We start from the raw sequence: 22,838 nt of genomic DNA on the forward strand, positions 1-22,838 counted from the left end.
AAGGCAACACTGTAAGTTGAGCCTTGCGTACATCTTAGAATTCATATTGAGCATAGCATGATTTTTTTAAAGACGCAATTATTAGCGTTGGTTGTTTGAAAAACATTATTTTTTGTTCTTAGGTGGTAACGGATGTCCGCTAGCTGCCATTAGTCGGGCGTATTGTTCACCTAGCGCAGCTTCGTAGCGGCCATTGTCCTTAGGATGATAATAGGTTGCATTTGCCAAATTATTTGGCAGATATTGCTGCTTTACCCAGTCATTAGGGAAGTTATGTGGAAATTGATAGTTTACGCCGTGGCCCAGCTTAGCAGCGCCCTTATAATGGGCATCCTTTAAGTGAGCAGGAATATCACCGCTTTTACCGGCATTGACATCAGCCAAGGCACTGTCGACTGCGCTGATGCCGGAGTCTGATTTAGGAGACAAACAAAGCTCAATCACTGCGTCTGCTAGAGGAATTCGTCCTTCCGGCAGGCCTAATTGTTGAGCCGCCGTGACGGCTGAAACGGTGTGGGCGGTAGCAGGGGGATTTGCCAGCCCAATATCTTCATAGGCGATGACAAGAAGTCGACGGCAGATGATAGTTAGGTCACCAGCGGCAATTAAACGGCTCATGTAGTGTAGGGCGGCATTAGTGTCTGAACCACGGATGGATTTTTGAAAAGCAGAAATAACATCGTAGTGGGCGTCACCATCTTTATCCGCAGACAGTGCCTTGCGCTGTAAACATTCTTCAACGATCGGGAGTGTAATGTGGACAGTTTTATCATTGTCAGGATCAGTAGATTGAACGGCCAATTCTAGTGCATTGAGCGCACTACGCAAATCACCATTGGTAGCACTGGCCAGGTGATGGCGAGCATTTTCATCTAGTTTGACCTTAATCTTACCCAAACCGTTTGACTCATCCGCGAGTGCGCGGTCGATGGCAGTTTCAATATCTTCAGGAGTGAGGGGATAAACTTCGAAGATTTGGGTACGGCTACGAATGGCAGGGTTGATGTTGATATACGGATTTTCAGTGGTCGCTCCGATAAGAATAATGGCGCCGCTTTCTAACAGTGGTAGCAAAAAATCCTGTTTAACTTTGTCCAAACGGTGAATTTCGTCTAGTAATAAAACGACAGTGCCACTCATTTTAGCTTCTTCGGCGACAATTTGAAGTTCTTTTTTGCCGTCAGTCGCCGCGTTAAGCATTCGGAAAGCATATTTAGTTGATCCGGCAATAGCACTTGCAATACTTGTTTTACCGGTACCAGGTGGACCATAAAGAATCATGGAAGAAAGCAGTTTCGCTTTAACCATGCGGTTAATGATTTTTCCAGGACCAACAAGATGTTGTTGGCCCACGATATCTTCAATGCGTTTAGGACGCATGCGATAAGCTAAAGGTTGCAAGGTGTTCCTCCGGTTAAAAGAAATGGTAAGTTACAGTTACGTGTGTGATCTAGTGACATAAACGCACTGAGTTCCCTGGGAGGGAAGCCAGTGCGTTTATAGATTGAATTCAGTAATAGTTTTCATTTATTGAATAACCGCTGCCAAAAGCGTGTTTTTTTCACTGGCTTTGGCTGATCACTATTAGATGAAGTTTGGTCGGCATATTTCTTGGCGATGTCAACAGGATTAACGTCAATGGCCGTTTTGGCAGTGACCACTAGTGCTAAGTCATCATCACCAATTTTATACTCAGGATCATTTTTAATTGTAAATGAGACCGCATGCATGGTTGTGGTTCGAATGTAGGGTCCTAAAACGTCCTGACCTAAATTTCCGTTCATCAACACGGTATTATTAACTTCGTCTCGTTGACTGAGGTCGTTGCCGAACGCAGTGAGGTAATCGCCACTCTTAAGTTGAGCAACGGTCATGGTCAGTGCAACGCGTTCACGAAATGTTCCCAGATAATGACGCTGCTCGTCTGGGTTGATTTTTGGAGTACCATAAATTGCATTTGAAAGGCGTTGGTTCGTATCACCGTCTGTGCCATGATTATCAGCCATATCAATACCTCCCCAGTTGATTTCTCACTGGCTAGTATAACATAACCATTATATGTGACTGCGCATTTGGGACTTGTTACTGATTAAAAAGAACATAAAAAAAACGATGGGCGAGCCCATCGGTTTCGAGAACAAGAAGTAAGAAAATTACAACTTGTTGTAGTATTCAACGATTAATGATTCGTCAATATCAGCATCCAGATCTTCACGTTCTGGCAAGCGAACTAATGAACCCTTTAAGTTGTCAGCATCGAACTCAACGTAAGCTGGGCGACCAACAACGGCTTCAACAGCGGCTTGGATAATAACTAATTTCTTTGACTTGTCACGAACGGCAATTTCTTGGCCAACTTTAACTTCGTATGAAGGAATGTCAACACGTTTGCCATCAACAGTGATGTGACCATGGTTAACCAATTGACGAGCTTGACGACGAGTAGTAGCCAAACCTAAACGGTAAACCATGTTGTCCAAACGACGTTCCAACAGAACGAGGAAGTTAGTACCATGCGTGCCCTTACGAATTTTACCAGCTTTAATGAACAAGTTAGCAAATTGACGTTCAGTCATGCCGTAGGTGAAACGCAACTTTTGCTTTTCACGTAATTGCGTACCATATTCTGAAACCTTACCACGACGGCCTTGACCATGATCACCAGGGGCGTATGGACGACGAGCTAATTCTTTACCTGTTCCTGAAAGTGAAACGCCTAAACGACGTGACAATTTCCAGGAAGGACCTGTATAACGTGACATTTAAATGTCCTCCAAATAATTTGTTTGGAGTAAAATATGCGAAGTGTAGGCTCGGTATTCGTGCAGGTTGTTTTGCAATGTTCACCGGAGCAGCCCCGGGTACTAGTTGAACCAACGATGGCACTAGGCAATCGCCGGCACCAATCTGTTGACGAGCTTACCACCTACTGCTGCAAATTTTACAACTGAAATAGTATACCGTGATTTAGGCGGTAATGTCAAGATGGCTGACGAGAACCTGTGCGAATGCGGTTAGTTCAGCCGCGTCTTCATCGCTAAAACGATTTAATGTTGGCGAGTCTAAATCCATAACACCGATTTTAACGCTGTTTTTCGTTAACGGGATCACGAGCTCTGCATTGCTAGCAGAATCACATGCAATATGGTCGGCAAATTCGTGGACGTTCGGCACAACTTGTACTTGCTGGGTGGTTAACGCTGTACCACAGACACCACGGCCTGGTTTAATGTGCACGCAGGCGACATTTCCCTGAAATGGGCCAAGAATAAGTTCATCATCGGCGGGGTGGTATAGGTAGAAACCGGCCCAGTTGAGATCGGAAACTGTTTGCTTTAATAAAGCAGAGGCATTTGCTAAATTTGCAATTAGATCATGCTCATCAGTTAAGAGGGCGTCTAATTGTTGATTTAATAGGGATTTCGTTGTTTCAGACATGTGAGCCTCCTTGGCTAAGACCTAAAAAAGTATAAAGTCACAGAAACGTAATCTAAAGCGAAAAACTGGCTATGCTATACTTTTCATTAGTTAGTTACGTTTCAATTAGTGAGATTTCAATTTGATGACGTACATTTTAATGATTTATTTCAAAAAAGCAAGCAATCGATGGCTTGCAAACGGGGATGGACGTGCAAAATGGTTCAAGTTTTAATTGGCATCATCATTCTAGCAATTATCTTGTTTGGAGCGGTCTTTGCGTTCCAAAAAATAACTGGTCGGAGAATTCAAGCGTTGAAGGATCGACGCGAGGATCTGCGTCAACTTCATGTGGATAAACAAGTTGAAACTGGTCATCAGTTGAGTTTGACGGGTCAATCGTTGACTGCTTTCAATGGCTTAACCGATGAATACCAGAGTGTGGAAACAAAGACGTTACCACAAGTTGACCAGGTGATTAATCAGTTGATGGTTGATGCACGGGGAATTAACTTTGTTAAAACCCGTAACGAGTTGCAGCAGGCGACTGACTTACTGGACGAAGCAACGGATAAGTTGACGCATGTGCAGGGCGGCCTTGAGGCGCTAAAAAAGGTCGACAGTGATCACCGAGCTGCTGTTAATCAATTGGAAAAGAAGTACCAAGATTTGCGAAAGGTACTCTTGTCTCAGAATTTAAGTTTCGGTCCTAGTATAGATAAGTTAGAACACAACCTTGCTGAACTCGAAGATCAGTTTGATGAGTTTACAAACTTATCTCAACAGGGCGATCATGTTGCTGCCCAGAAGGTCTTGGATCAGTTGACTGAGGGAACAGATGACTTGGATCATTTGATTGATACCATTCCGCCACTGTACCGTGATTTGAAGAGTGGCTTCAGCGATCAACTGAACGATATTGTTGATGGTTACCAACAGATGACTTCGCAAAATTTTGTGTTTGGCAATGTGGATATTCCCGGTCAAGTAAACCGGATTAAGGGTGAGATTCAGACAGCCAATCAACATTTATCCGATTTGGATGTTGCTACGACGACCGCTGATAATCATAATATTGAAGTTCAAATTGATGATTTATATGCAGTCCTTGAAAAAGAGGTTAAAGCTAAGCCTGAAGTTGATGATCAAAACGAAGAGTTGCAAGCTTTCTTGGCACACGCCAAACAGCAAAACCGCGCCCTTCAAGTCGAATTGGATCGACTTGGACAAAGCTATGTATTGAATCATGGTGAGCTCGACAATGCACAAACACTGGCAACAGAAATTGAAAAAATAGAAGAGTACTATCGTACGGATGTCAATGCATTAGCGACGCATACCGATAGCTATTCCAACATTCAACAACATCAGTTAGATCAGTTACAAACTTTGACGCAGATTGAGCAGCAACAGCGTCAAATAAATGATGGCATCAAAGGATTGGGCGCACAGGAACAAAAAGCACGACAACGTTTCCAGCAGTTTGATAACCAGATGCACACCATCAAGCGTCAGTTAGAAAGTTTGAACCTGCCTGGTCTCCCCAAGGATTACCTGGATTATTTCTACGTTGTTAGTGATGAAGTAGAGAAGCTTGGGGGCGCTTTGAGCCGAACCCAGATTAATATGGAAGATGTGACCAAGCAGTTAGTGATGATTCAGGCCGATTTGGCTACCTTAACGGAAAAGAGTAATGACGTTCGTGACAGTGCCGTGCTGGCTGAGCAATTGCTTCAATATGCTAATCGTTATCGTAATTCGGATGAAGAAATGGTTGCGGCAAGCCAACGCGCTCAACAACTGTTCGATCGCGATTATAAGTATTCCGAGTCATTAGAGACAATTGCTAATGCACTGGAAAAAATTGAGCCGGGCGCATACAAACGAATTGAAGATAGTTACTATGGTGATCAGCCAGAAACACCGACTTCACAAGCGTAGCTAGGTTTTCTCTTCAAATAAGATAAATTTGTTTCGTGAGCGTTAATTGAAAATGCCGATTGTCTGTGTGAAGTATGCATGGATGATCGTTTTTTCGTTACAACCGCAATAGGCACATATGGTTGCTAACAATGGCACGCTCGTTATGTGATGAATGTTGTCGTGAATGGACAGATGTTCGCATGAGGGCGGGCAAACGTGATATACTGATTCAAGTTTTTAACTCGAGTCGAACCGAATTTAAAACGAGGAAGGGACAACATGATTTACTTTGATAACAGCGCAACGACAAAGGTGGCACCATCTGTTTTGGAGACGTACTCCAAAGTCAGTCAAACCATTTGGGGCAATCCATCGTCTTTGCATAATTTTGGTGAACAAGCCTATAACTTGCTGGAACAATCTCGTCAACAGATTGCCGATTTATTAGGCGTTAAGTTGAGTGAAATTTTGTTTACCAGTGGTGGTACTGAAGGCGACAACTGGGTCGTTAAAGGTACAGCGATGGAAAAACGGGCGTTTGGTCGCCACATTATTACTTCTTCTGTGGAACACCCTGCAGTGCATAACTCTATGGAACAATTGGCACAACTTGGTTATGAGATTACGTATTTACCTGTTGATGAAGAGGGACGCGTCAGTGCTGCCGATGTGAAGGCGGCAATTAGACCGGACACGATTTTAGTCTCTGTGATGGCAGTTAATAACGAAGTTGGCAGTATTCAACCATTAAAGGATATCGCGACTGTTTTACAGGATTATCCTACGATTCACTTCCATATTGACGCCGTTCAGGGCATTGGTAAAGGCATCTCTGATTTGATTTTTAACGATCGCGTTGACTTTATTACTTTTTCCGGTCATAAGTTCCATGCACCCCATGGCATCGGCTTTATTTATGCTCGTTCAGGCAAACGAATCGCGCCGTTAATGACTGGTGGTGGTCAAGAACGCAATTTGCGTAGTGGGACAGAGAATTTACCTGCAATTGCGGGTATGGCTCGTGCTCTACGTTTGTTACTGACAAATGAAGAGACCAACGTTGCAAATGAACGGGCAGTTCGCGGTCGAATATTGAATCACATCAAAGATTTTCCGAAAGTCACGTTGTTTTCACAGGACAATGACCATTTTGCACCGCATATTTTATGCTTTGCTATTGAAGGCGTTCGTGGTGAAACGATTGTGCATGCTTTTGAAGATCATGATATCTACATTTCGACAACGAGCGCTTGTTCTTCCAAGAAACATTTGGCCTCAAGCACGCTTAAAGCAATGAAGGTGCCTGATCAAATTTCAACCAGTGCTGTTCGTGTGAGCTTGGATGAAAATAATACGTTAGCTGAAGCAGACGCATTTAATCAAGTGTTTGATCAGCTATATGAGCAGTTTAAGAAAATTAACAGCTAGGCGATTGAGTGAATTTGTGACAAACGATAGGCAGGTAATCAACTGCTAATAAAGTAATTGAAGACAAATAAGGGAGGCTCGTTAATGCAATATGATGAAATTATGGTTCGCTATGGCGAATTATCAACAAAGGGGAAAAACCGCAAGTCGTTTATTGACCGTTTAGGCAATAACGTTCGTGGCGTGCTTCATGATATTCCCGACGTAAAGGTTCATCCTGATCATGACAGAATGCACTTAACACTTAACGGTGCGGACTCAGCGCTAGTGATGAAGCGGTTGAGCAACGTTTTCGGAATCGAAAATTATTCACCATCTGTCAAGGTGGATCTGGATCAAGCATTGGTTGACCAACAGGCCATTGACATGGTTAAAGAGCAATACAAGCCAGGCATGACGTTTAAAATCGACACGCGCCGCTCTAATCATCATTTTGGTTTGAGCACGTATGAGATGAATGATCACCTTGGTGGTGTCATTTTAAACGCTTTTGAGGATATTCATGTCCAAATGAAGCAATCTGATTTAACGCTGCGGGTTGAAGTACGTAATAACGGTATCTTTCTGTCTAGTCAAACGTTTACTGGCGCCATGGGCATGCCTGTGGGAACCGCTGGTAAAGGAATGATGATGTTGTCAGGGGGTATTGACTCACCAGTCGCGGCCTACCTTGCGATGAAACGTGGCGTGCAAGTCGAAATGGTGCATTTCTTTAGCCCGCCATACACGAGTCAACAGGCGCTGGATAAGGCCATGGAATTAACGGCTAAGTTAACGGCCTATACTGGCAAGATTCGGTTTATTCAGGTGCCATTTACCAAGATTCAGGAAGAAATTAAAGAGAAGGTTCCCGAAGGCTATCTGATGACGGTACAGCGTCGCATGATGTTACGTTTGACCGTTGCTTTGGCAGAAAAGCGCCATGGACTAGGTATTTTTAACGGTGAATCTCTTGGCCAAGTAGCATCTCAAACGATGGAAAGCATGCTGGCTATTAATGATGTGACAACTATGCCAATCTTACGGCCAGTGGTTTCAATGGATAAGAATGAAATCATTGATGTAGCCAAGAAGATCGATACATTTGATCTGTCGGTGTTACCGTTTGAGGATTGTTGTACGATTTTTGCACCGCCAGCACCTAAGACAAAGCCTAACCTGGATCGGACGCGCGAGTTTGAACAGCGAATTGACGTCGAAGGTTTGCTTGAAGAAGCACTGGCTGGTGTCAAAATGACAGAAATTCATCCCGGTGAAACTTTCTTGAATCAACAAGAAGATGTATTCGCCGAACTGCTATAATGATAAAAAGATTATTTTGAAAAGTCAGGTGCAGGCATGATAACGATCAGGGATATTGCAAATCAAGCGGGGGTGTCGGTTTCAACGGCGTCACGAGCTTTGAACGATAATCCGCGGATTTCGGCGGCTACAAGACGACGTATTCAGTCGCTAGCAGCACGTTTGGGATACGTTCCCAACTATAATGCGAAGAGTTTAACCCGTGGTGAAGCAAACGTGGTCGGTGTCGTGTTTCCACCTAGTCAAAGTAGCACGCAGGGCAATCCATTCTTCATTGATGCGATGCGTGGCATCAATAGGGTACTGACACAACGGCAGTATGTGCTATCTGTTGCGATTGGTGAAACTTCTGATGACGTATTGGCCAATGTGTCAGCGATGGTTGATCAGGCCAAGGTCAAACGCTTTGTTTTACTGTATTCCCACGAAGATGATCCTGTTGCCGATTATTTGCGGTTAGCTGGACTACGGTTTGTCATTGTTGGTCAACCAAGTGTTAGCCACGATGATGATTATGTTGACAATGACAATGTGGCTGCTGGTGAGGCGGGGGCAACGTATCTGATTGATAAGCTTCATGCTAACCGCCCAGTATTTGTTAGCTCTGCAGTAGACTGGCCGTACGAGCAAAATCGTCGTCAAGGATTTAAACAGGTTGCTACTAAGCGTGGCGTACCGACTGCCGAAACGCAGTTGCCACGCGCTGACGCACCGATTGCGTCGATAACCGAATGGCTTGAAAGTCATCCCAATATTGATGGTATTTTAGCCACAGATGATCTGATTGGGCTATCGTTTTATCAACGATGGCAGCATGTTCATCCGGACGCACAGGTGCCACTGGTCAGCTACAACCGATCGATTTCGTTACCGTTGCCAAACGTCAATTTCCATTCAATTGATTTGTATCCCGAACGCTTAGGTGCCGCTGCGGCTGAACTCGTTTTTCGCAAGCATTCAACGGAAGCAGGTCATGAGAATCGGATCATTCTGCCGTTTGAGCAGTTGAACTAATTAATGCGTTTAAAAATTGAAAGCCATCGCTATGATGACACCGAAAACAGGTGTTACGGTAGCAATGGCTTTTATTTGTGACTGATAAAGTGGAATTTCTAGACAGTTTGGCCAATTAAGACAAGTAAGTAAAAAAGTTTAAAAACTTTTTGTGCAAACGGTTGCATTTTATTGTAAACGGTTGCATAATAAATATCGATTAATCAACGTTGCTCAATAACAACGCGTTTGCAATTATTGGTTTGATTTTTGAAATGGAGGAAGCAACATGGCAGAGAATAAGTCGTCATCGCAGAGCGTCGATAAAAAGCATAAATTACCGACATTACCTGCTAGTGTTATTTGGATGATCAGTTTTGGTTTTCTTGGAGTCCAAATGGCCTTTTCGTTACAGAGCTCAAACATGGGTCGGATTTTCCAAACGATTGGGGCAGATCCAACCAAGTTAGGGGCGTTCTTCATCTTACCGCCGTTAGCTGGGTTGGTTGTTCAACCATTAGTTGGTTATTATTCAGACCGGACTTGGATGCCTAAACTTGGTCGCCGGATTCCTTACTTGTTAATTGGTGCCATTGTGGCGGTTATTGTCATGATGTTATTGCCAAACGCTGGTAGTTTTGGATTTGGTTATGCATCGCTGACGGCCCTTTGGTTTGGTGCTATTACCATTTTGTTCATGGATTTATCCAGTAACGTTGCGATGCAACCATTCAAAATGATGGTTGGTGACATGGTCAACGATGACCAAAAAGGTTTTGCATACGGTGTTCAAAGTTTTCTTTCTAACACAGGTGCCGTTTTAGCTTCTGTCTTTCCGTTTTTACTGACAGCACTTGGTGTTGCCAACACAGCTAAAAAAGGTGTTGTACCACAATCTGTTGTTATTTCATTCTATGTTGGTGCGGTTATTCTGATCATTTGTAGCTTATTCACGGTTTTCCGTGTGAAGGAATACGATCCTGCTACGTACGCGCGGTATCATAACATTGATGAAAATGCTAACAAAAAGAGCGAAAACATGTTCAAGTTGTTAGCACACGCGCCTAAAGTATTCTGGACTGTTACGGTCGTCCAATTCTTCTGTTGGATGGGGTTCCAGTATTTATGGACATACGGTACTGGTGCGATTTCTAAAAATGTTTGGCAAGCAGTTAACCCAGCAAGTGCAGGGTATCAGGCTGCTGGTAACTGGTTTGGTTTAATGTCAGCCGTTCAATCACTTGCTGCTGTTGTGTGGTCACTTGTTATTGCACGGGTACCAAACAACTTGCACAAGCAGGCGTACTCTTTAGGACTGGCCTTAGGAGCCGTTGGCTTTGGTTCAGTATTCTTTATCCACAACCGCTGGTTACTAATTGTTTCATTTATTTTAATCGGTATTGCTTGGGCTTCAATGATGGCATTCCCATTCACAATCCTGACAAACGCACTTTCCGGTGCCAACATGGGAACCTATCTTGGGTTATTCAACGGTTCAATTTGTTTGCCACAGATTGTTGCCAGTGTGCTTAGTTTTGGTTTGTTCCCACTTTTGGGTTCATCTATGCCTGTTATGATTTTACTTTCCGGTATTCTATTATTAGTCGGTGCGCTTTCCGTTGGTATCGTTCACGAAACGTACGCGGAATAAGAGTGAGTTTGCACTGAGCAGAGAACAATATATGTGAGAAGGGACGAATAAAACTATGAAACAAACGTTTGACATCGAACCATGGAACGTGGTTACCCGCAAATTTGATCCAGAGGACAAGCGCCTCCAGGAATCAATGACTAGCCTTGGTAACGGTAATATGGGGCTCCGTGGCTTCTTTGAAGAAGATTACAGTGGCGATACTTTACCTGGTATTTATCTTGGGGGCGTGTGGTTCCCAGATAAGACGCGTGTTGGCTGGTGGAAGAATGGTTATCCTGCTTACTTTGGTAAAGTTATCAACGCGGTCAACTTTATTAAGGTCAATGCGGTGATTAATGGCGAAAAGCTTGATTTGGCCAAAGATCAAGTGAGTGATTTTAAACTTGATTTGGACATGCAACATGCTTTGTTGACCCGGACATTCACCGTGACGAAGGGTGCAGCTAAGCTGGCTTTCACGTTTGAACGGTTTGTCAGCGCTGCACAAAAAGAGTTAGCGGTTATTCGAGTTAGTGTTAAAAACGTGGGCGATCAGGCTGTTAAGCTAGAATTAAACTCATCGCTGGATGCTGATGTTCAAAACGAAGACGCTAATTACGACGAACGGTTCTGGGATGTGTTGAATATTGACGGTACCAGTGACCAAGGTGAAGTGGTCACCAAGACCAAGCCAAATAACTTTGGCACGCCTCAATTTACAGTTGGGATGCAAATGACCAATAGGAGCACATTGCCAGCTGTTGAAAACGGTGTTCAAACCGCAACTGAAATCACGAATGAATTTGGTGGTGAATTGGCCGCCGGCGAGACCGCTCAGTTGGAAAAACGTGTGATTGTGGTAACATCACGTGATTATGATGACCAAATTGCCTTAACAGCAGGAATGCACGACTTGACGGCAGACGTTAACAAGCAATCATTTGATGACCTTTACCAAGCACACACGGCCGTTTGGGCTGACCGCTGGACAAAGAGTGATGTTTCCATTGAAGGGGACGTTGGTGCTCAACAGGGGATTCGTTTTAATCTGTTCCAGCTGTTCTCGACCTACTATGGTGAAGATTCACGGTTGAATATCGGACCAAAGGGCTTCACTGGTGAAAAGTATGGTGGTGCTACCTACTGGGACACAGAAGCCTTTGCAGTACCCGTTTATCTTGGCGTAACGGATCAAAAAGTTACCCGCAATCTGCTGATGTATCGTTATCAACAATTGGATGGCGCTTACCACAATGCAAAGATGCAGGGACTTAAAGGTGCCTTGTTCCCAATGGTCACCTTTGATGGCATTGAATCACATAACGAATGGGAAATTACGTTTGAAGAAATTCATCGTAATGGTGACATCGCGTTTGCGATATACAACTACACGCGTTATACGGGCGACAAGAGTTATGTCTTACACGAAGGTAGCAAGGTATTGACGGAAATTTCCCGTTTTTGGGCTGACCGTGTTCACTTCTCCAAACGTAATCAACAGTACATGATTCATGGTGTCACAGGTCCAGATGAATACGAAAATAACGTTGACAACAACTGGTACACAAACTACTTGGCTCAATGGACGTTGAAGTACACGTTGCAGGTATTACAAGAGGTTGATGCAAAGCAGGCGGCTGATTTAGCTGTTAGTGATGAAGAAAAGAAGCAATGGCAAGATATCGTCGACAAGATGTATCTGCCACACGATGACAAACTTGGCATTTTTGTTCAACATGATGGCTTCCTTGACAAGGATATCGAACCAGTCAGTGCGATTCCTGCTGATCAATTGCCAATTAACCAACACTGGTCATGGGACAAAATCTTACGGTCACCTTACATTAAGCAAGGGGATGTCTTACAGGGCGTTTGGGACTTTATTGATGACTTTACACCTGCCCAAAAGAAGGCCAACTTTGATTTCTACGAGCCATTAACGGTTCATGAATCCAGCCTGTCCGCAGCCATTCATTCGATTTTAGCAGCTGATCTGCATTATGAAGATAAGGCTGTTGAAATGTACGAACGCACATCACGCTTGGATTTGGATAATTACAATAACGATACGGTCGATGGTTTGCATATTACATCAATGACTGGTAGTTGGTTAGCGATTGTTCAAGGATTCGCCGGCATGCGGGTTCGCAATGATGAATTACACTTTGCACCATTCCTACCGAAGAAATGGACCAGTTACCAATTCCGTCAACTGTTCCGTGGTCGTCTGATTGAAGTTCATGTGGATGCAAACGGAACAAACGTCAAACTGATTTCGGGTGATCCACTTACGGTTTCAGTTAATGACAAGGAAGTTAATTTGTAGTCAGTTTTAACGCTTGTTAGCAGAGACACTTGCTATTAGTTGTCATTTAAACTTCAAATTAAACTGTTACAAATCTGATCTAGTGTTAAAACCGTTGATTCATCGGCACTCATTGCTTATGAATCAGCGGTTTTTACGACAATTGGTAAAATCAGGTCAGCACTATTTATTAATCTTTATAAATCGAGGCTGAAATTTAAAGTGCCAGTCCTTTACTTAACGGGGAAATGGTTTAGAATAAGGCTCAACGAACACCTTATGACCGTAATTTGTGGTGCTTTGTGAGTGAATTTAAATAGACAGGAGTGGTTCTTGTGGAAATCGTTGCAGATGACAATAAAGTACAGCTGGTCGGTGAACCGCTGGCCGTTGGGGATGCGTTACCGCATTTTAAATTATTTGATGAAGATGGCAATAAGGTCAAAATGGCTGAATTGTTGGGCAAACCACTGGTCATTAGCGTGGTACCAGATTTGAACACGCCGGTATGTTCAGTGCAAACTAAGAAATTTAATCAGCAGGCTGATTATCATCAAAATGTTCGTTTTGTGACTGTTTCGAAGAATACACCGTTGGAACAAAAAAACTGGTGTGCGGCTGAAGGTGTGACGAATTTATCCGTGTTGTCGGATGAAGAAGAATCGTTCGGTTACGCGACAAATCTGTTGGTTCCTGATTTAGACGTACTTGCGCGAGCCGTTTACGTAATGGATGCAGAGGGTAAAGTCGTTTATCGCCAAGTGGTCCCTAATATTGGTCAGGAACCTGATTATTTGGCCGCTTTAGACGCATTAGAACAGTTTGAAAAATAATCCGCTTTAATTGTGAGATGGAAAACCATCTTGACGGTCAATGCTGGACAGTTTATGATAAAAAATATTAAAGATGTTTGAAAACGAATAATGCATTGAACAAGAGAGTAGTGAATCGTGGTTTTATAGCAAGCTGGTGTTGATGGAAGGCCGGTAAACGACGTGTAGCGAAAGTAGCTTGTTGGCAGGTTTGCTGAATCCGCTTGAGTGCTGAGCGTTAGTAGGTGAATTCGGGTCACGTCCGTTAAACCGTGCTTGAGTGGGGTAGTAATACCCAATTTAGGTGGTACCGCGATTAATCGTCCTAATTTTCTGTATGGAAATTAGGACGATTTTTTGTCGTTTGAAGGCACAACACGCTGCTTTCACCACATACGTTGATAACATTGCTTAAAAATTATGATGAGTTGAAAGGAATGATTACATGGCAACTAAAGATTTACCGACTAAATATGATCCACGTGCTGTTGAAAATGGTCGTTATCAAAAATGGCTGGATGCAGGATTATTTAAACCATCTGGCGACAAAAAGGCCAAGCCTTATTCGATTGTTTTGCCACCACCAAACGTTACGGGGAAGCTTCATTTAGGACATGCTTGGGATACCGCTTTGCAAGATATGCTAGTTCGTTACAAACGAATGGAAGGCTACGACACATTGTGGGTTCCTGGTATGGATCACGCTGGCATTGCCACGCAAGCAAAGGTTGAAGCCCGCTTACGTGAACAAGGCATTTCTCGTTACGATCTTGGCCGCGAGAAGTTCGTGGAACAAGTTTGGGACTGGAAGGATGAATATGCCGCTACTATTCATAAGCAGTGGGCTAAATTAGGTCTGTCCATGGATTACAGCCGCGAACGGTTTACCCTTGATGAAGGCCTTTCAAAGGCTGTTCGTAAGGTTTTCGTCGACTTGTACAACAAGGGCTTAATTTATCGTGGTGAATACATTATTAACTGGGATCCACAAGCCCGCACAGCATTGTCTGATATTGAGGTTATCCACAAGGACGATAAGGGTGCTTTCTACCACGTTAAGTATCCATTCACGGATGGCACGACGTATGAAGGCAAGGATTATATTGAAATTGCCACGACTCGTCCCGAAACAATGTTTGGTGACGTTGCGGTTGCTGTCCACCCGAGTGATGAACGGTATAAGGAATTAGTCGGCAAGCACATCAAGGTACCATTGGTTGATCGCGAGATTCCGATCATTGCAGACGAATACGTTGACCCTGAATTCGGAACAGGGATGGTTAAAATCACGCCAGCTCATGATCCAAATGACTTTTTGGTTGGTAACCGTCATAATCTCAAGCGGATCAACACCATGAATGAAGACGCATCGTTAAACGAAAATGCTGGTAAGTATAACGGGATGGATCGTTTTGACGCTCGTAAGGCCATTGTTCAAGATTTGCAGGACGGCGGTTGGATGCTAAAAATTGACCCAATCGTGCACTCAGTTGGTCACTCAGAACGCACCGGTGTGCAGGTTGAGGCCCGCCTTTCAACCCAGTGGTTTGTTAAGATGAAACCATTGGCAGAACAAGCATTGGATCACCAAAAGACAGATGACAAGGTCACATTCTGGCCTTCACGGTTTGAAGATACCTATGAACAATGGATGAATAACGTTCATGACTGGGTTATTTCCCGTCAACTATGGTGGGGGCACCGGATTCCGGCTTGGTACAATAAGCAAACTGGTGAAACGTATGTTGGCATGGAAGCGCCGAAGGATGAAGAAAACTGGACTCAAGACCCAGATGTTTTGGATACGTGGTTTAGTTCAGGCTTGTGGCCGATGACGACTATGGGCTGGCCAGACATTGATAATCCAGATTTTAAACGGTATTTCCCAACTGATGATTTGGTTACTGGTTACGATATTATTTTCTTCTGGGTGTCCAGAATGATGTTTGAATCGGTTGAATTTACTGGCAAACGGCCGTTTAAGAATGTGCTGATGCATGGTTTGATGCGGGACAATCAAGGCCGTAAAATGAGTAAGTCACTCGGCAACGGGATTGATCCAATGGATGTCATCGATAAGTACGGTGTCGATGCCATGCGCTGGTTCTTGGCTAACGGTTCAACGCCAGGTCAAGATGTTCGTTATGATACGACCAAACTTGATGCGGCGTGGAATTTCATTAACAAGATTTGGAATGCTAGCCGTTACGTCATTATGAATTTGGGCGACATGGAGAAACCAGTATTGCCAGACAAAGCAAACTGGAATTTGGCGGATCGGTGGATTTTGAGTCGGTTGAACCAAACGGTTGCTGACGTTCACCGCCTGTTCGATAAGTTTGAATTTGGCGAAGTTGGCCGTGCACTTTATAATTTCATTTGGAATGATCTGTGTGACTGGTACATTGAAATGACCAAGGAAGTGCTTAACGGGGATGACGAAGCCGCTAAGAAGAACACGCAAAATGTCTTGGGTTATGTTCTTGACCAGACGTTGCGTTTGATGCATCCGTTGATGCCGTTCGTAACGGAAGAACTATGGCAAGACATGCCGCATGAAGGTGAATCCATCATGGTGGCGGACTACCCAGTTGTTCATGATGACTTTGATGATGCCAAAGCTGAAACTGACATGGGCCGCTTAATTGAGTTGATCACTGCGGTTCGTAATATTCGTGGTGAAGCCAATGCACCGATGAGTAGTGCCGTTGAACTGCTGATTAAGACCAATAACCCAGAGTTGAAGACACTGTTTGAAACGAACCGTGATTTTGTGGATCGGTTCTGTCACCCAAGTGACTTGCAGATTGGACCAGATGTTGTGGCGCCAAAACTGGCCATGTCAGCCATCATTTCTGATGCGGAAGTTTACATTCCGTTAGCTGAACTGATTAACTTAGATGATGAAATTGCGCGTCTTGAGAAAGAAGTCGCTAACTTGCAGAATGAAGTAACCCGTTCCGAAAAGAAGTTGGGTAATGAACGCTTCGTTGCTAATGCGCCAGAAGCAGTTGTCGCTGAAGAGCGAAGTAAACAAGCTGATTGGCAACAAAAACTGACAGCAGCCACTAGCCGTTTGGCAGAGGTTAAAGCGAGCCGTAATTAAATGAACGCTCTGTTACAAACGTTGGCTTGAAAAATGGTCAATTGAAAAAGCGCCGTTCTGTTAACTTGAACCAAGGCAATAAGTTAACGGAGCGGTGTTTTTGTATGCTTTTCGCATGGCTAACATAGTCGTTGGTGTATGATAACAATTAGACAAATTGAGAATGAGTGGGGCACTGACATGGTTAAAACGTATGAAGAGGCTGTGGCTTATATTCACGGCCGATCAAAGTTTAAAAAATCACCAACATTAGATCGGATGAGATTGTTTCTGGAGCGGTTAAACCATCCTGAAACGGATATCCAGATGGTTCATATTGTCGGAACAAACGGAAAGGGCTCTACACTAACCTTTTTGCGCAATCTATTACAGGCAGATGGGTTGACCGTGGGCAGTTTCACGTCACCATATTTGGTCCGTTTCAATGAGCGAATCAGTGTGGATGGTGAACCTATCAGTGATGCAGATATTCTACGACTGGTTCAAATCATTCAACCAGTTGAAGCAAAGTTAGACGAAGAACTGCCTGAGGGTGGACCAACAGAGTTTGAAACGTTGACTGCCATGATGTTGCTGTACTTTGCTGAAGGACACGCTGATATCGTTCTGGTAGAAGCCGGTCTTGGCGGTCGCTTTGACTCTACCAATGTGATCACACCGCTACTGTCGGTTATCACAACCATTGGTTTGGACCATATGAAAATGTTGGGGGATACGGTTAGTAAAATTGCTTGGCAGAAAGCTGGCATTGCGAAGCCCAATGTCCCGATGATTACAGGAAACATCACTAATGACGGCGCGTTGTCCGTTATTCGTGAGGTCACTACACGTACGGACACGCCTTGGTTTGCCATGAACCGTGATTATCAGATTCACTATCAGTCGGCTCAGGGATGGCAGGAACGGTTTAGTTTTGATGGTTTTGATCAACATTTAAAGGATTTGACAATTAGCATGTTGGGTCGTTATCAAAGTGACAACGCGGCCACAGCACTAGCGGCTTACTTGAAATTGCATCAATTACAAAAGCTGCCAGTGTCAGTCAAAAGTATTCGTGATGGCCTCAACACCGCTTTCTGGGCAGGGCGTTTTGAGAAGTTGAACGATCAGCCTTTGGTAGTGATCGATGGTGCTCATAATGAGCCAGCCGTGGATGAACTTGCTGAGCTAATCAAAACGCATTTTGGGCAACAAAGTGTGACCATTATCTTTGCGGTTTTGGCGGATAAAGCTTACGAAAAAATGTTGCCAACGCTAGCGGCGTTGCCAAACGTGCATTTAGTGCTAACACATTTCGCAGGTCCTAATGCAAAACGAAATGCGGCAGATTTGGATGCGTTGGAGGCTAGCTTAAAACACCCTGTACCCGAGTTTGACAACTGGCAGGTGGCAATTGCACAAACAGCAGGCGGCTTGTCCTCAGATGATGTTCTGATTATTACGGGGTCGTTGTATTTTATTTCTGATGTGCGTCATTTATTTACAGATAATGATGAAGTGGCGAACAACTGACCCTCAATTTGCGTATGTTAAGTCAACGTCATAATTTGGAGGTTGGCAAACATGAAACAAATTGATACAAAAACAGAAGGGCAGACAAAATTAACAATTGGTACTCAAGCAGGGTCCAGCCGTACAGTCGGGATTGCGTTGAGCGATGAAATGAGTGATTTACGCCAGGAAACGTTATTGCTGCTAGCACTGAATGTTAAAAATCAGGTTGTTGCCCGTTGCGAAGTTTTTCGTGGGACAGTGGACGCGTGCGTTGCCCATCCTCGCGATGTGTTTTATCAGGCGATTATCGCTAACGCAGCCAGAGTGATTGTTGCACACAATCATCCAAGTGGTCTGGCCAAACCCTCTCCCAGTGATCAGGAATTTGGTCAGCGTCTGTGGTTGGCTGGTCAGTTGCTTGGCATTGAGTTACTAGATTGTTTTATCGTTGGTCGTCATAGTTATTTCAGTTTCGGCGAGCATGATCTCTTTAATGCCGTGACATTACCGGAAATTTTGGCTGAAAGAGATACGGCTACGTCGTAATTTGGTTTGTTTAAGGAAGAATAAAAATCTTGATAACAGTGGAAACGACCTGTTTTCACTGTTTTTTCTATGGTATACTTTTTCCGATATGATTTGGCCCAAGGGTCTTTTGAAGGGAAGAAATACTGTGTTTGGATTAGGACAAAAAAACATCGGCATCGACTTGGGAACTGCCAACACACTTGTATATATTGACGGAAAGGGCATCGTTGTACGCGAGCCCTCTGTCGTCGCACGTAACACGAATACAGGTGAAGTAGTTGCAGTTGGCCAAGAAGCACGTAAGATGCTGGGTCGTACCCCCGGTAGCATTTCAGCTATTCGACCAATGAAAAACGGGGTTATTGCCGATTATGACACGACGGTAGCCATGATGAAGTATTACATTCAAAAGGCCCTCGGTCGGTCTTCTGAAAAGCCATACATCATGGTCTGTGTGCCAAGCGGGATTACTGAAGTTGAAAAGCGTGCAGTGATTGATGCTACTCGTGTGGCTGGTGCCCGTGACGCATACGTCATTGAGGAACCTTTTGCAGCTGCAATTGGTGCCGGTCTTCCTGTCATGGATCCAACTGGTAGTATGGTTGTTGACATTGGTGGTGGTACTACCGATGTTGCCACAATCTCACTTGGTGGGATTGTATCCAGTCGGTCCATTCGTATGGCTGGTGACAAACTCGATGAGTCAATTGTTGCTTTCGTGCGTCAAAAGTACAACTTGTTGATTGGTGAAACGACAGCAGAAAACTTAAAGATTCAAATTGGTTCTGCTTCTGTTGAAGCCTCCGAAAGCATGGATGGCGCGTCGATTCGAGGTCGTGATTTGATTTCTGGTTTGCCAAAGACCATTGACGTCACTGCTGAAGATGTTGCCAAAGCAATTCACGACACCATTGTTGAAGTGATTGCTGCCATTAAGGAAACACTGGAAGAAACCTCACCTGAAATTGCGGCGGACGTTATCGATCATGGAATTGTCTTGACCGGTGGTGGTGCATTACTGAAGAATCTTCAGGATGTTATTTCTGAAGCAACCAAGGTGCCAGTGTTCATTGCCAACGAACCACTCGACTGTGTGGCTATTGGTACTGGTGAATCGTTGAAGAGTATTGACGTCATGAAACGGCGCAACAACCGTTAATAATTCGAAAATGTGTGGCACAAAGCATTGGTCTTGGTCGACAAAAATAATGTGTGAAAACGACATTGTTTTTGTCCAGACCGCGTCAACGGACGTTGAAAGTGGTTAGATAACCGCGACGCCAGCGCGTTTGTGTCACACTTTTTGATTGTGATGTTTTTAGACTTGGAGGTAACAATGCATAGATTCTTTTCAAACCGACGACTCGTAATCATCGCCGTGGGAATCATTACATGCCTGGGACTATTGACGTTATCGGTGACGGTTCGTAATCGTCGAAATACACCACCAATCATTCAACAATTTGGGAATGATGTAGCTGGTTTTGCTGACCGAGTGGTAAGTGTACCAGTTGGTGGCGTCGGTGCTGGAGTCAATTCGATTTCGCAGTTGTTAAGCACGTATGATGAAAATCAGAAGTTAAAACAACAAGTTGATCAAATGGCCCAGGACAAGGTTCGTTTGCAAACAACTGAAAATGAAAATAAAGAATTACGTAGCGAAGCCAAGTTAAACAATAGCTTGATTGATTACCAGCCAATTACGGCTGGCGTTATTGCCAGAACACCATCGGCATGGCAGAATCAATTAGTTATCGGCAAAGGTAAAACTAGTGGCATCAAGAAAAACATGCCTGTTCTTGCTGGTAAGGGATTGATTGGCCGCGTGATTGAGGTCAACCAAACTAACAGTAAGGTCGAGTTGATCTCTGATGATACTGACACTGCTAACCGGTTTGCTATTCAGGTCACTAATGCTGGTGGCGAGACGGTTAATGGCATTGTGACTGGTTATGATAAAGATAAAAATCTGCTAGAAATGGGTCAGATAACGACTAAGGTTGCCATTAAAAAGGGCGATAAAGTGACAACTAGTGGACTTGGTGGCGTAACCCCTAAGGGACTGTTTGTTGGCACGATTGTCTCAACCAGTTCTGACGATTATGGCTTGGCGAACAAAGTTTACATCAAGCCAGCGGGCAATCTTGGCACGGTTAACGTTGTTACAGTTGCCGCAAAACAATAAATAGGGGGATGATGACATGCGTGAATCAGGCTTACGCTGGACGTTTATTATTGGCCTTCTGTTGAGCGTGTTTTTAGATGGCACGATCAGCCAGCAGTTCGCTGGTCATTTATTCCGCAGTTCGGCGACGGCTGTGCCAGAGATTACTACGCTGTGGTTGCTTTGCGCGTCTTTCTTTGAAGATCAATATCATATGCCGACATATTGGTTTGCAGTTTTCGCTGGTGTGGTTTTTGACCTCTTTTACAGCGGTTACTGGGGCGTATACCTGTTTATTTTCCCAGTTATCGTGTGGTTGGCTCGTACTTTACGACAAGTACTTCCCGTTAATTTATTTGCGACATTGCTGGTCGGTTTTCTAGGTTTTACCATTCAACCATTACTGAGTTGGTCGGCCTTACAAATGATTGGTGGCACTGGTACGTCATTCGCTGATTTTATGGTAATCGACCTGGCGCCAACGTTGGCCCTAAATGAAGTGATTCTGTTGATCTTGTATGTGCCATTACGACAACTTTATTTGCGTGGTGCACGCGTTCAGTAAGTTTTTTTACTGCGTGGCGTATTTAATAGGGTTGACAGAGCGTGTAAAGAACACTATAGTGTTGCTAACTTAAAAATATGAATGAAATGACAATGAACAGAAGAGTAGATGACAGGCTTGTCCAGAAAGTAATCGCTGCTGTGATGATTACCATGACTGTTGTTGAAACACATCTGTGAGTCGTTTGGCTGAATTTATGAAGTAGGTTAAACCGGTCGGTCCGTTACCCCAAGGAGTTTATAAACAAACTCGTTGAGTCAGTTACTGTGAAGTAATTGAAAGCTTGAGGTGGAACCGCGCGAACACGCCCTCTTTAGTCACTATGATGACTAAAGAGGGCGTGTTTTTGTTTATAAACTCCGTGAGTTTATCGTCGTGAGGCGGTAGAAAAATGAGGTGGCACCACGTTAACCAGCGTCCTCTAACTAGCAATTAGGCTAGTTAGGGGATTTTTTTGTGCCAAGCGCTACGCGTTGTCATTATTTAAAAAAGTTGTTCATCATAGGAGGGGTTAACATGTCGTTAACGTACGTCAATCAGATTTTGCCATCATTATTTAGTGGGGCATGGATGACCATTCGTATTTTCTTTTGGACGTTGGTTGGTGCCTTACCACTAGGTGTATTAGTTAGTATGGGACTACGGTCACGCTTTTCACCGATTCGTTGGGTGTTAAACTTTTACGTTTGGCTTATGCGGGGGACGCCGCTATTGCTTCAACTGATGTTTGTCTTTTACGGACTTCCAGACGTTAATATTGTGTTTGCCCGTTATCCTGCAGCTCTGTTCGCCTTTATCTTAAACTACGCGGCTTATTTTGCTGAAATTTTCCGCGGTGGCTTTGCCGGTATTGACCACGGTCAGTATGAAGGTGCTCAAGTGCTCGGATTGACTTATACCCAAACATTGAGAAAGATCATACTGCCACAAGTGGTCAAAAGCGTTATCCCCGCTGTTGGTAATGAAGTGATTAACTTGGTCAAAGATTCATCGCTGGTTTATGTCATTGGGTTAGGCGATCTGCTGCGTGCCGGCAATGTGGCATCTGCTAGAGATGTTACATTGGTTCCGTTGATCTTAGTGGGGATTATTTATCTTTTGTTGACGTTAGTTTGTACTTACGCCTTACGTGGATTAGAGAAACACTACAGTTACTACCGATAGGAGG

Annotated in this window: 18 protein-coding genes and 2 other annotated features; of the genes, 14 read left to right on the forward strand and 4 right to left on the reverse strand. The window is 44.0% G+C overall.

From position 1 onward, the window contains the following. Positions 1–105: 105 nt before the first annotated feature. The 4 genes from LDK34_RS04160 to LDK34_RS04175 form a co-directional block, all read right to left on the reverse strand. Positions 106–1,380 (reverse strand): replication-associated recombination protein A, encoded by a 1,275-nt coding sequence (locus tag LDK34_RS04160; protein WP_178943479.1) that lies wholly within the window; start codon positions 1,378–1,380, stop codon positions 106–108. A 143-nt stretch (positions 1,381–1,523) separates the two neighbouring features. After that, positions 1,524–2,006: a YueI family protein gene (locus tag LDK34_RS04165; RefSeq protein ID WP_178942752.1), complete on the reverse strand. Its 483-nt coding sequence runs from the start codon at positions 2,004–2,006 to the stop codon at positions 1,524–1,526. A 147-nt stretch (positions 2,007–2,153) separates the two neighbouring features. Continuing rightward, positions 2,154–2,762, reverse strand: a complete 609-nt coding sequence (gene rpsD, locus LDK34_RS04170; RefSeq protein ID WP_017261223.1) for a 30S ribosomal protein S4 — start codon at positions 2,760–2,762, stop codon at positions 2,154–2,156. Positions 2,763–2,967: 205 nt separating this feature from the next. Beyond that, positions 2,968–3,438: a GAF domain-containing protein gene (locus LDK34_RS04175; RefSeq protein WP_178942751.1), complete on the reverse strand. Its 471-nt coding sequence runs from the start codon at positions 3,436–3,438 to the stop codon at positions 2,968–2,970. A 198-nt stretch (positions 3,439–3,636) separates the two neighbouring features. Here LDK34_RS04175 and ezrA point away from each other — a divergent pair, with 198 nt between their 5' ends. The 14 genes from ezrA (at position 3,637) to LDK34_RS04245 (ending at position 22,834) form a co-directional block, all read left to right on the forward strand. Further along, complete coding sequence (gene ezrA / locus LDK34_RS04180) at positions 3,637–5,358, forward strand: septation ring formation regulator EzrA (RefSeq protein WP_178942750.1); 1,722 nt, start codon at positions 3,637–3,639, stop codon at positions 5,356–5,358. Between the two features lie 261 nt (positions 5,359–5,619). After that, entirely contained in the window at positions 5,620–6,768 is a 1,149-nt protein-coding gene (locus LDK34_RS04185; RefSeq protein ID WP_236941506.1) for a cysteine desulfurase family protein, read from the forward strand. An 84-nt stretch (positions 6,769–6,852) separates the two neighbouring features. Further along, positions 6,853–8,070 (forward strand): tRNA uracil 4-sulfurtransferase ThiI, encoded by a 1,218-nt coding sequence (gene thiI, locus LDK34_RS04190; RefSeq protein ID WP_178942748.1) that lies wholly within the window; start codon positions 6,853–6,855, stop codon positions 8,068–8,070. Positions 8,071–8,106: 36 nt separating this feature from the next. Next, a complete protein-coding gene (locus LDK34_RS04195) occupies positions 8,107–9,084 on the forward strand; it encodes a LacI family DNA-binding transcriptional regulator (RefSeq protein ID WP_178942747.1) in 978 nt (325 codons plus the stop codon). A gap of 268 nt (positions 9,085–9,352) precedes the next feature. Continuing rightward, positions 9,353–10,714 carry an SLC45 family MFS transporter gene (locus tag LDK34_RS04200; protein ID WP_161004266.1) on the forward strand — a complete coding sequence of 454 codons (1,362 nt, stop codon included), beginning with the start codon at positions 9,353–9,355 and terminating at the stop codon, positions 10,712–10,714. Between the two features lie 55 nt (positions 10,715–10,769). Beyond that, complete coding sequence (locus tag LDK34_RS04205; RefSeq protein ID WP_178942746.1) at positions 10,770–13,022, forward strand: glycoside hydrolase family 65 protein; 2,253 nt, start codon at positions 10,770–10,772, stop codon at positions 13,020–13,022. A gap of 314 nt (positions 13,023–13,336) precedes the next feature. After that, positions 13,337–13,834, forward strand: coding sequence for a thiol peroxidase (gene tpx, locus LDK34_RS04210; protein WP_017261215.1), 498 nt, complete (start codon positions 13,337–13,339; stop codon positions 13,832–13,834). Between the two features lie 86 nt (positions 13,835–13,920). Next, positions 13,921–14,144 (forward strand) — a binding site (T-box leader). Positions 14,145–14,258: 114 nt separating this feature from the next. Beyond that, the gene (locus LDK34_RS04215) at positions 14,259–16,919 is read left to right on the forward strand and encodes a valine--tRNA ligase (RefSeq protein ID WP_236941507.1); all 2,661 of its coding nucleotides are present in this window, start codon (positions 14,259–14,261) and stop codon (positions 16,917–16,919) included. A gap of 180 nt (positions 16,920–17,099) precedes the next feature. Further along, positions 17,100–18,431, forward strand: a complete 1,332-nt coding sequence (locus tag LDK34_RS04220) for a bifunctional folylpolyglutamate synthase/dihydrofolate synthase (protein ID WP_178942744.1) — start codon at positions 17,100–17,102, stop codon at positions 18,429–18,431. A gap of 51 nt (positions 18,432–18,482) precedes the next feature. Continuing rightward, positions 18,483–18,959 (forward strand): JAB domain-containing protein, encoded by a 477-nt coding sequence (locus LDK34_RS04225; protein WP_178942743.1) that lies wholly within the window; start codon positions 18,483–18,485, stop codon positions 18,957–18,959. Positions 18,960–19,086: 127 nt separating this feature from the next. Then, positions 19,087–20,100 (forward strand): rod shape-determining protein, encoded by a 1,014-nt coding sequence (locus LDK34_RS04230; RefSeq protein ID WP_161000846.1) that lies wholly within the window; start codon positions 19,087–19,089, stop codon positions 20,098–20,100. A gap of 177 nt (positions 20,101–20,277) precedes the next feature. Continuing rightward, positions 20,278–21,126, forward strand: a complete 849-nt coding sequence (gene mreC / locus LDK34_RS04235; RefSeq protein WP_236941508.1) for a rod shape-determining protein MreC — start codon at positions 20,278–20,280, stop codon at positions 21,124–21,126. Positions 21,127–21,142: 16 nt separating this feature from the next. Continuing rightward, positions 21,143–21,670 carry a rod shape-determining protein MreD gene (gene mreD / locus LDK34_RS04240; protein WP_178942741.1) on the forward strand — a complete coding sequence of 176 codons (528 nt, stop codon included), beginning with the start codon at positions 21,143–21,145 and terminating at the stop codon, positions 21,668–21,670. An 83-nt stretch (positions 21,671–21,753) separates the two neighbouring features. Continuing rightward, positions 21,754–21,985: a binding site (T-box leader), on the forward strand. Positions 21,986–22,186: 201 nt separating this feature from the next. Further along, a complete protein-coding gene (locus LDK34_RS04245) occupies positions 22,187–22,834 on the forward strand; it encodes an amino acid ABC transporter permease (RefSeq protein WP_161000848.1) in 648 nt (215 codons plus the stop codon). Positions 22,835–22,838 lie beyond the last annotated feature (4 nt).

It is taken from the genome of Furfurilactobacillus milii (assembly GCF_021654115.1).
Lineage (GTDB): Bacteria > Bacillota > Bacilli > Lactobacillales > Lactobacillaceae > Furfurilactobacillus > Furfurilactobacillus milii.

Excerpts from the sequence above, each read along its gene's own strand:
- LDK34_RS04215 (WP_236941507.1), top strand. The coding sequence starts at position 14,259 with ATGGCAACTAAAGATTTACCGACTAAATATGATCCACGTGCTGTTGAA.
- LDK34_RS04160 (WP_178943479.1), bottom strand. The coding sequence starts at position 1,380 with ATGCGTCCTAAACGCATTGAAGATATCGTGGGCCAACAACATCTTGTT.
- LDK34_RS04220 (WP_178942744.1), top strand. The coding sequence starts at position 17,100 with ATGGTTAAAACGTATGAAGAGGCTGTGGCTTATATTCACGGCCGATCA.
- mreC (WP_236941508.1), top strand. The coding sequence starts at position 20,278 with ATGCATAGATTCTTTTCAAACCGACGACTCGTAATCATCGCCGTGGGA.
- LDK34_RS04205 (WP_178942746.1), top strand. The coding sequence starts at position 10,770 with ATGAAACAAACGTTTGACATCGAACCATGGAACGTGGTTACCCGCAAA.
- thiI (WP_178942748.1), top strand. The coding sequence starts at position 6,853 with ATGCAATATGATGAAATTATGGTTCGCTATGGCGAATTATCAACAAAG.
- LDK34_RS04185 (WP_236941506.1), top strand. The coding sequence starts at position 5,620 with ATGATTTACTTTGATAACAGCGCAACGACAAAGGTGGCACCATCTGTT.
- LDK34_RS04200 (WP_161004266.1), top strand. The coding sequence starts at position 9,353 with ATGGCAGAGAATAAGTCGTCATCGCAGAGCGTCGATAAAAAGCATAAA.
- rpsD (WP_017261223.1), bottom strand. The coding sequence starts at position 2,762 with ATGTCACGTTATACAGGTCCTTCCTGGAAATTGTCACGTCGTTTAGGC.
- LDK34_RS04165 (WP_178942752.1), bottom strand. The coding sequence starts at position 2,006 with ATGGCTGATAATCATGGCACAGACGGTGATACGAACCAACGCCTTTCA.
- LDK34_RS04195 (WP_178942747.1), top strand. The coding sequence starts at position 8,107 with ATGATAACGATCAGGGATATTGCAAATCAAGCGGGGGTGTCGGTTTCA.
- LDK34_RS04225 (WP_178942743.1), top strand. The coding sequence starts at position 18,483 with ATGAAACAAATTGATACAAAAACAGAAGGGCAGACAAAATTAACAATT.
- LDK34_RS04175 (WP_178942751.1), bottom strand. The coding sequence starts at position 3,438 with ATGTCTGAAACAACGAAATCCCTATTAAATCAACAATTAGACGCCCTC.
- LDK34_RS04245 (WP_161000848.1), top strand. The coding sequence starts at position 22,187 with ATGTCGTTAACGTACGTCAATCAGATTTTGCCATCATTATTTAGTGGG.
- mreD (WP_178942741.1), top strand. The coding sequence starts at position 21,143 with ATGCGTGAATCAGGCTTACGCTGGACGTTTATTATTGGCCTTCTGTTG.
- ezrA (WP_178942750.1), top strand. The coding sequence starts at position 3,637 with ATGGTTCAAGTTTTAATTGGCATCATCATTCTAGCAATTATCTTGTTT.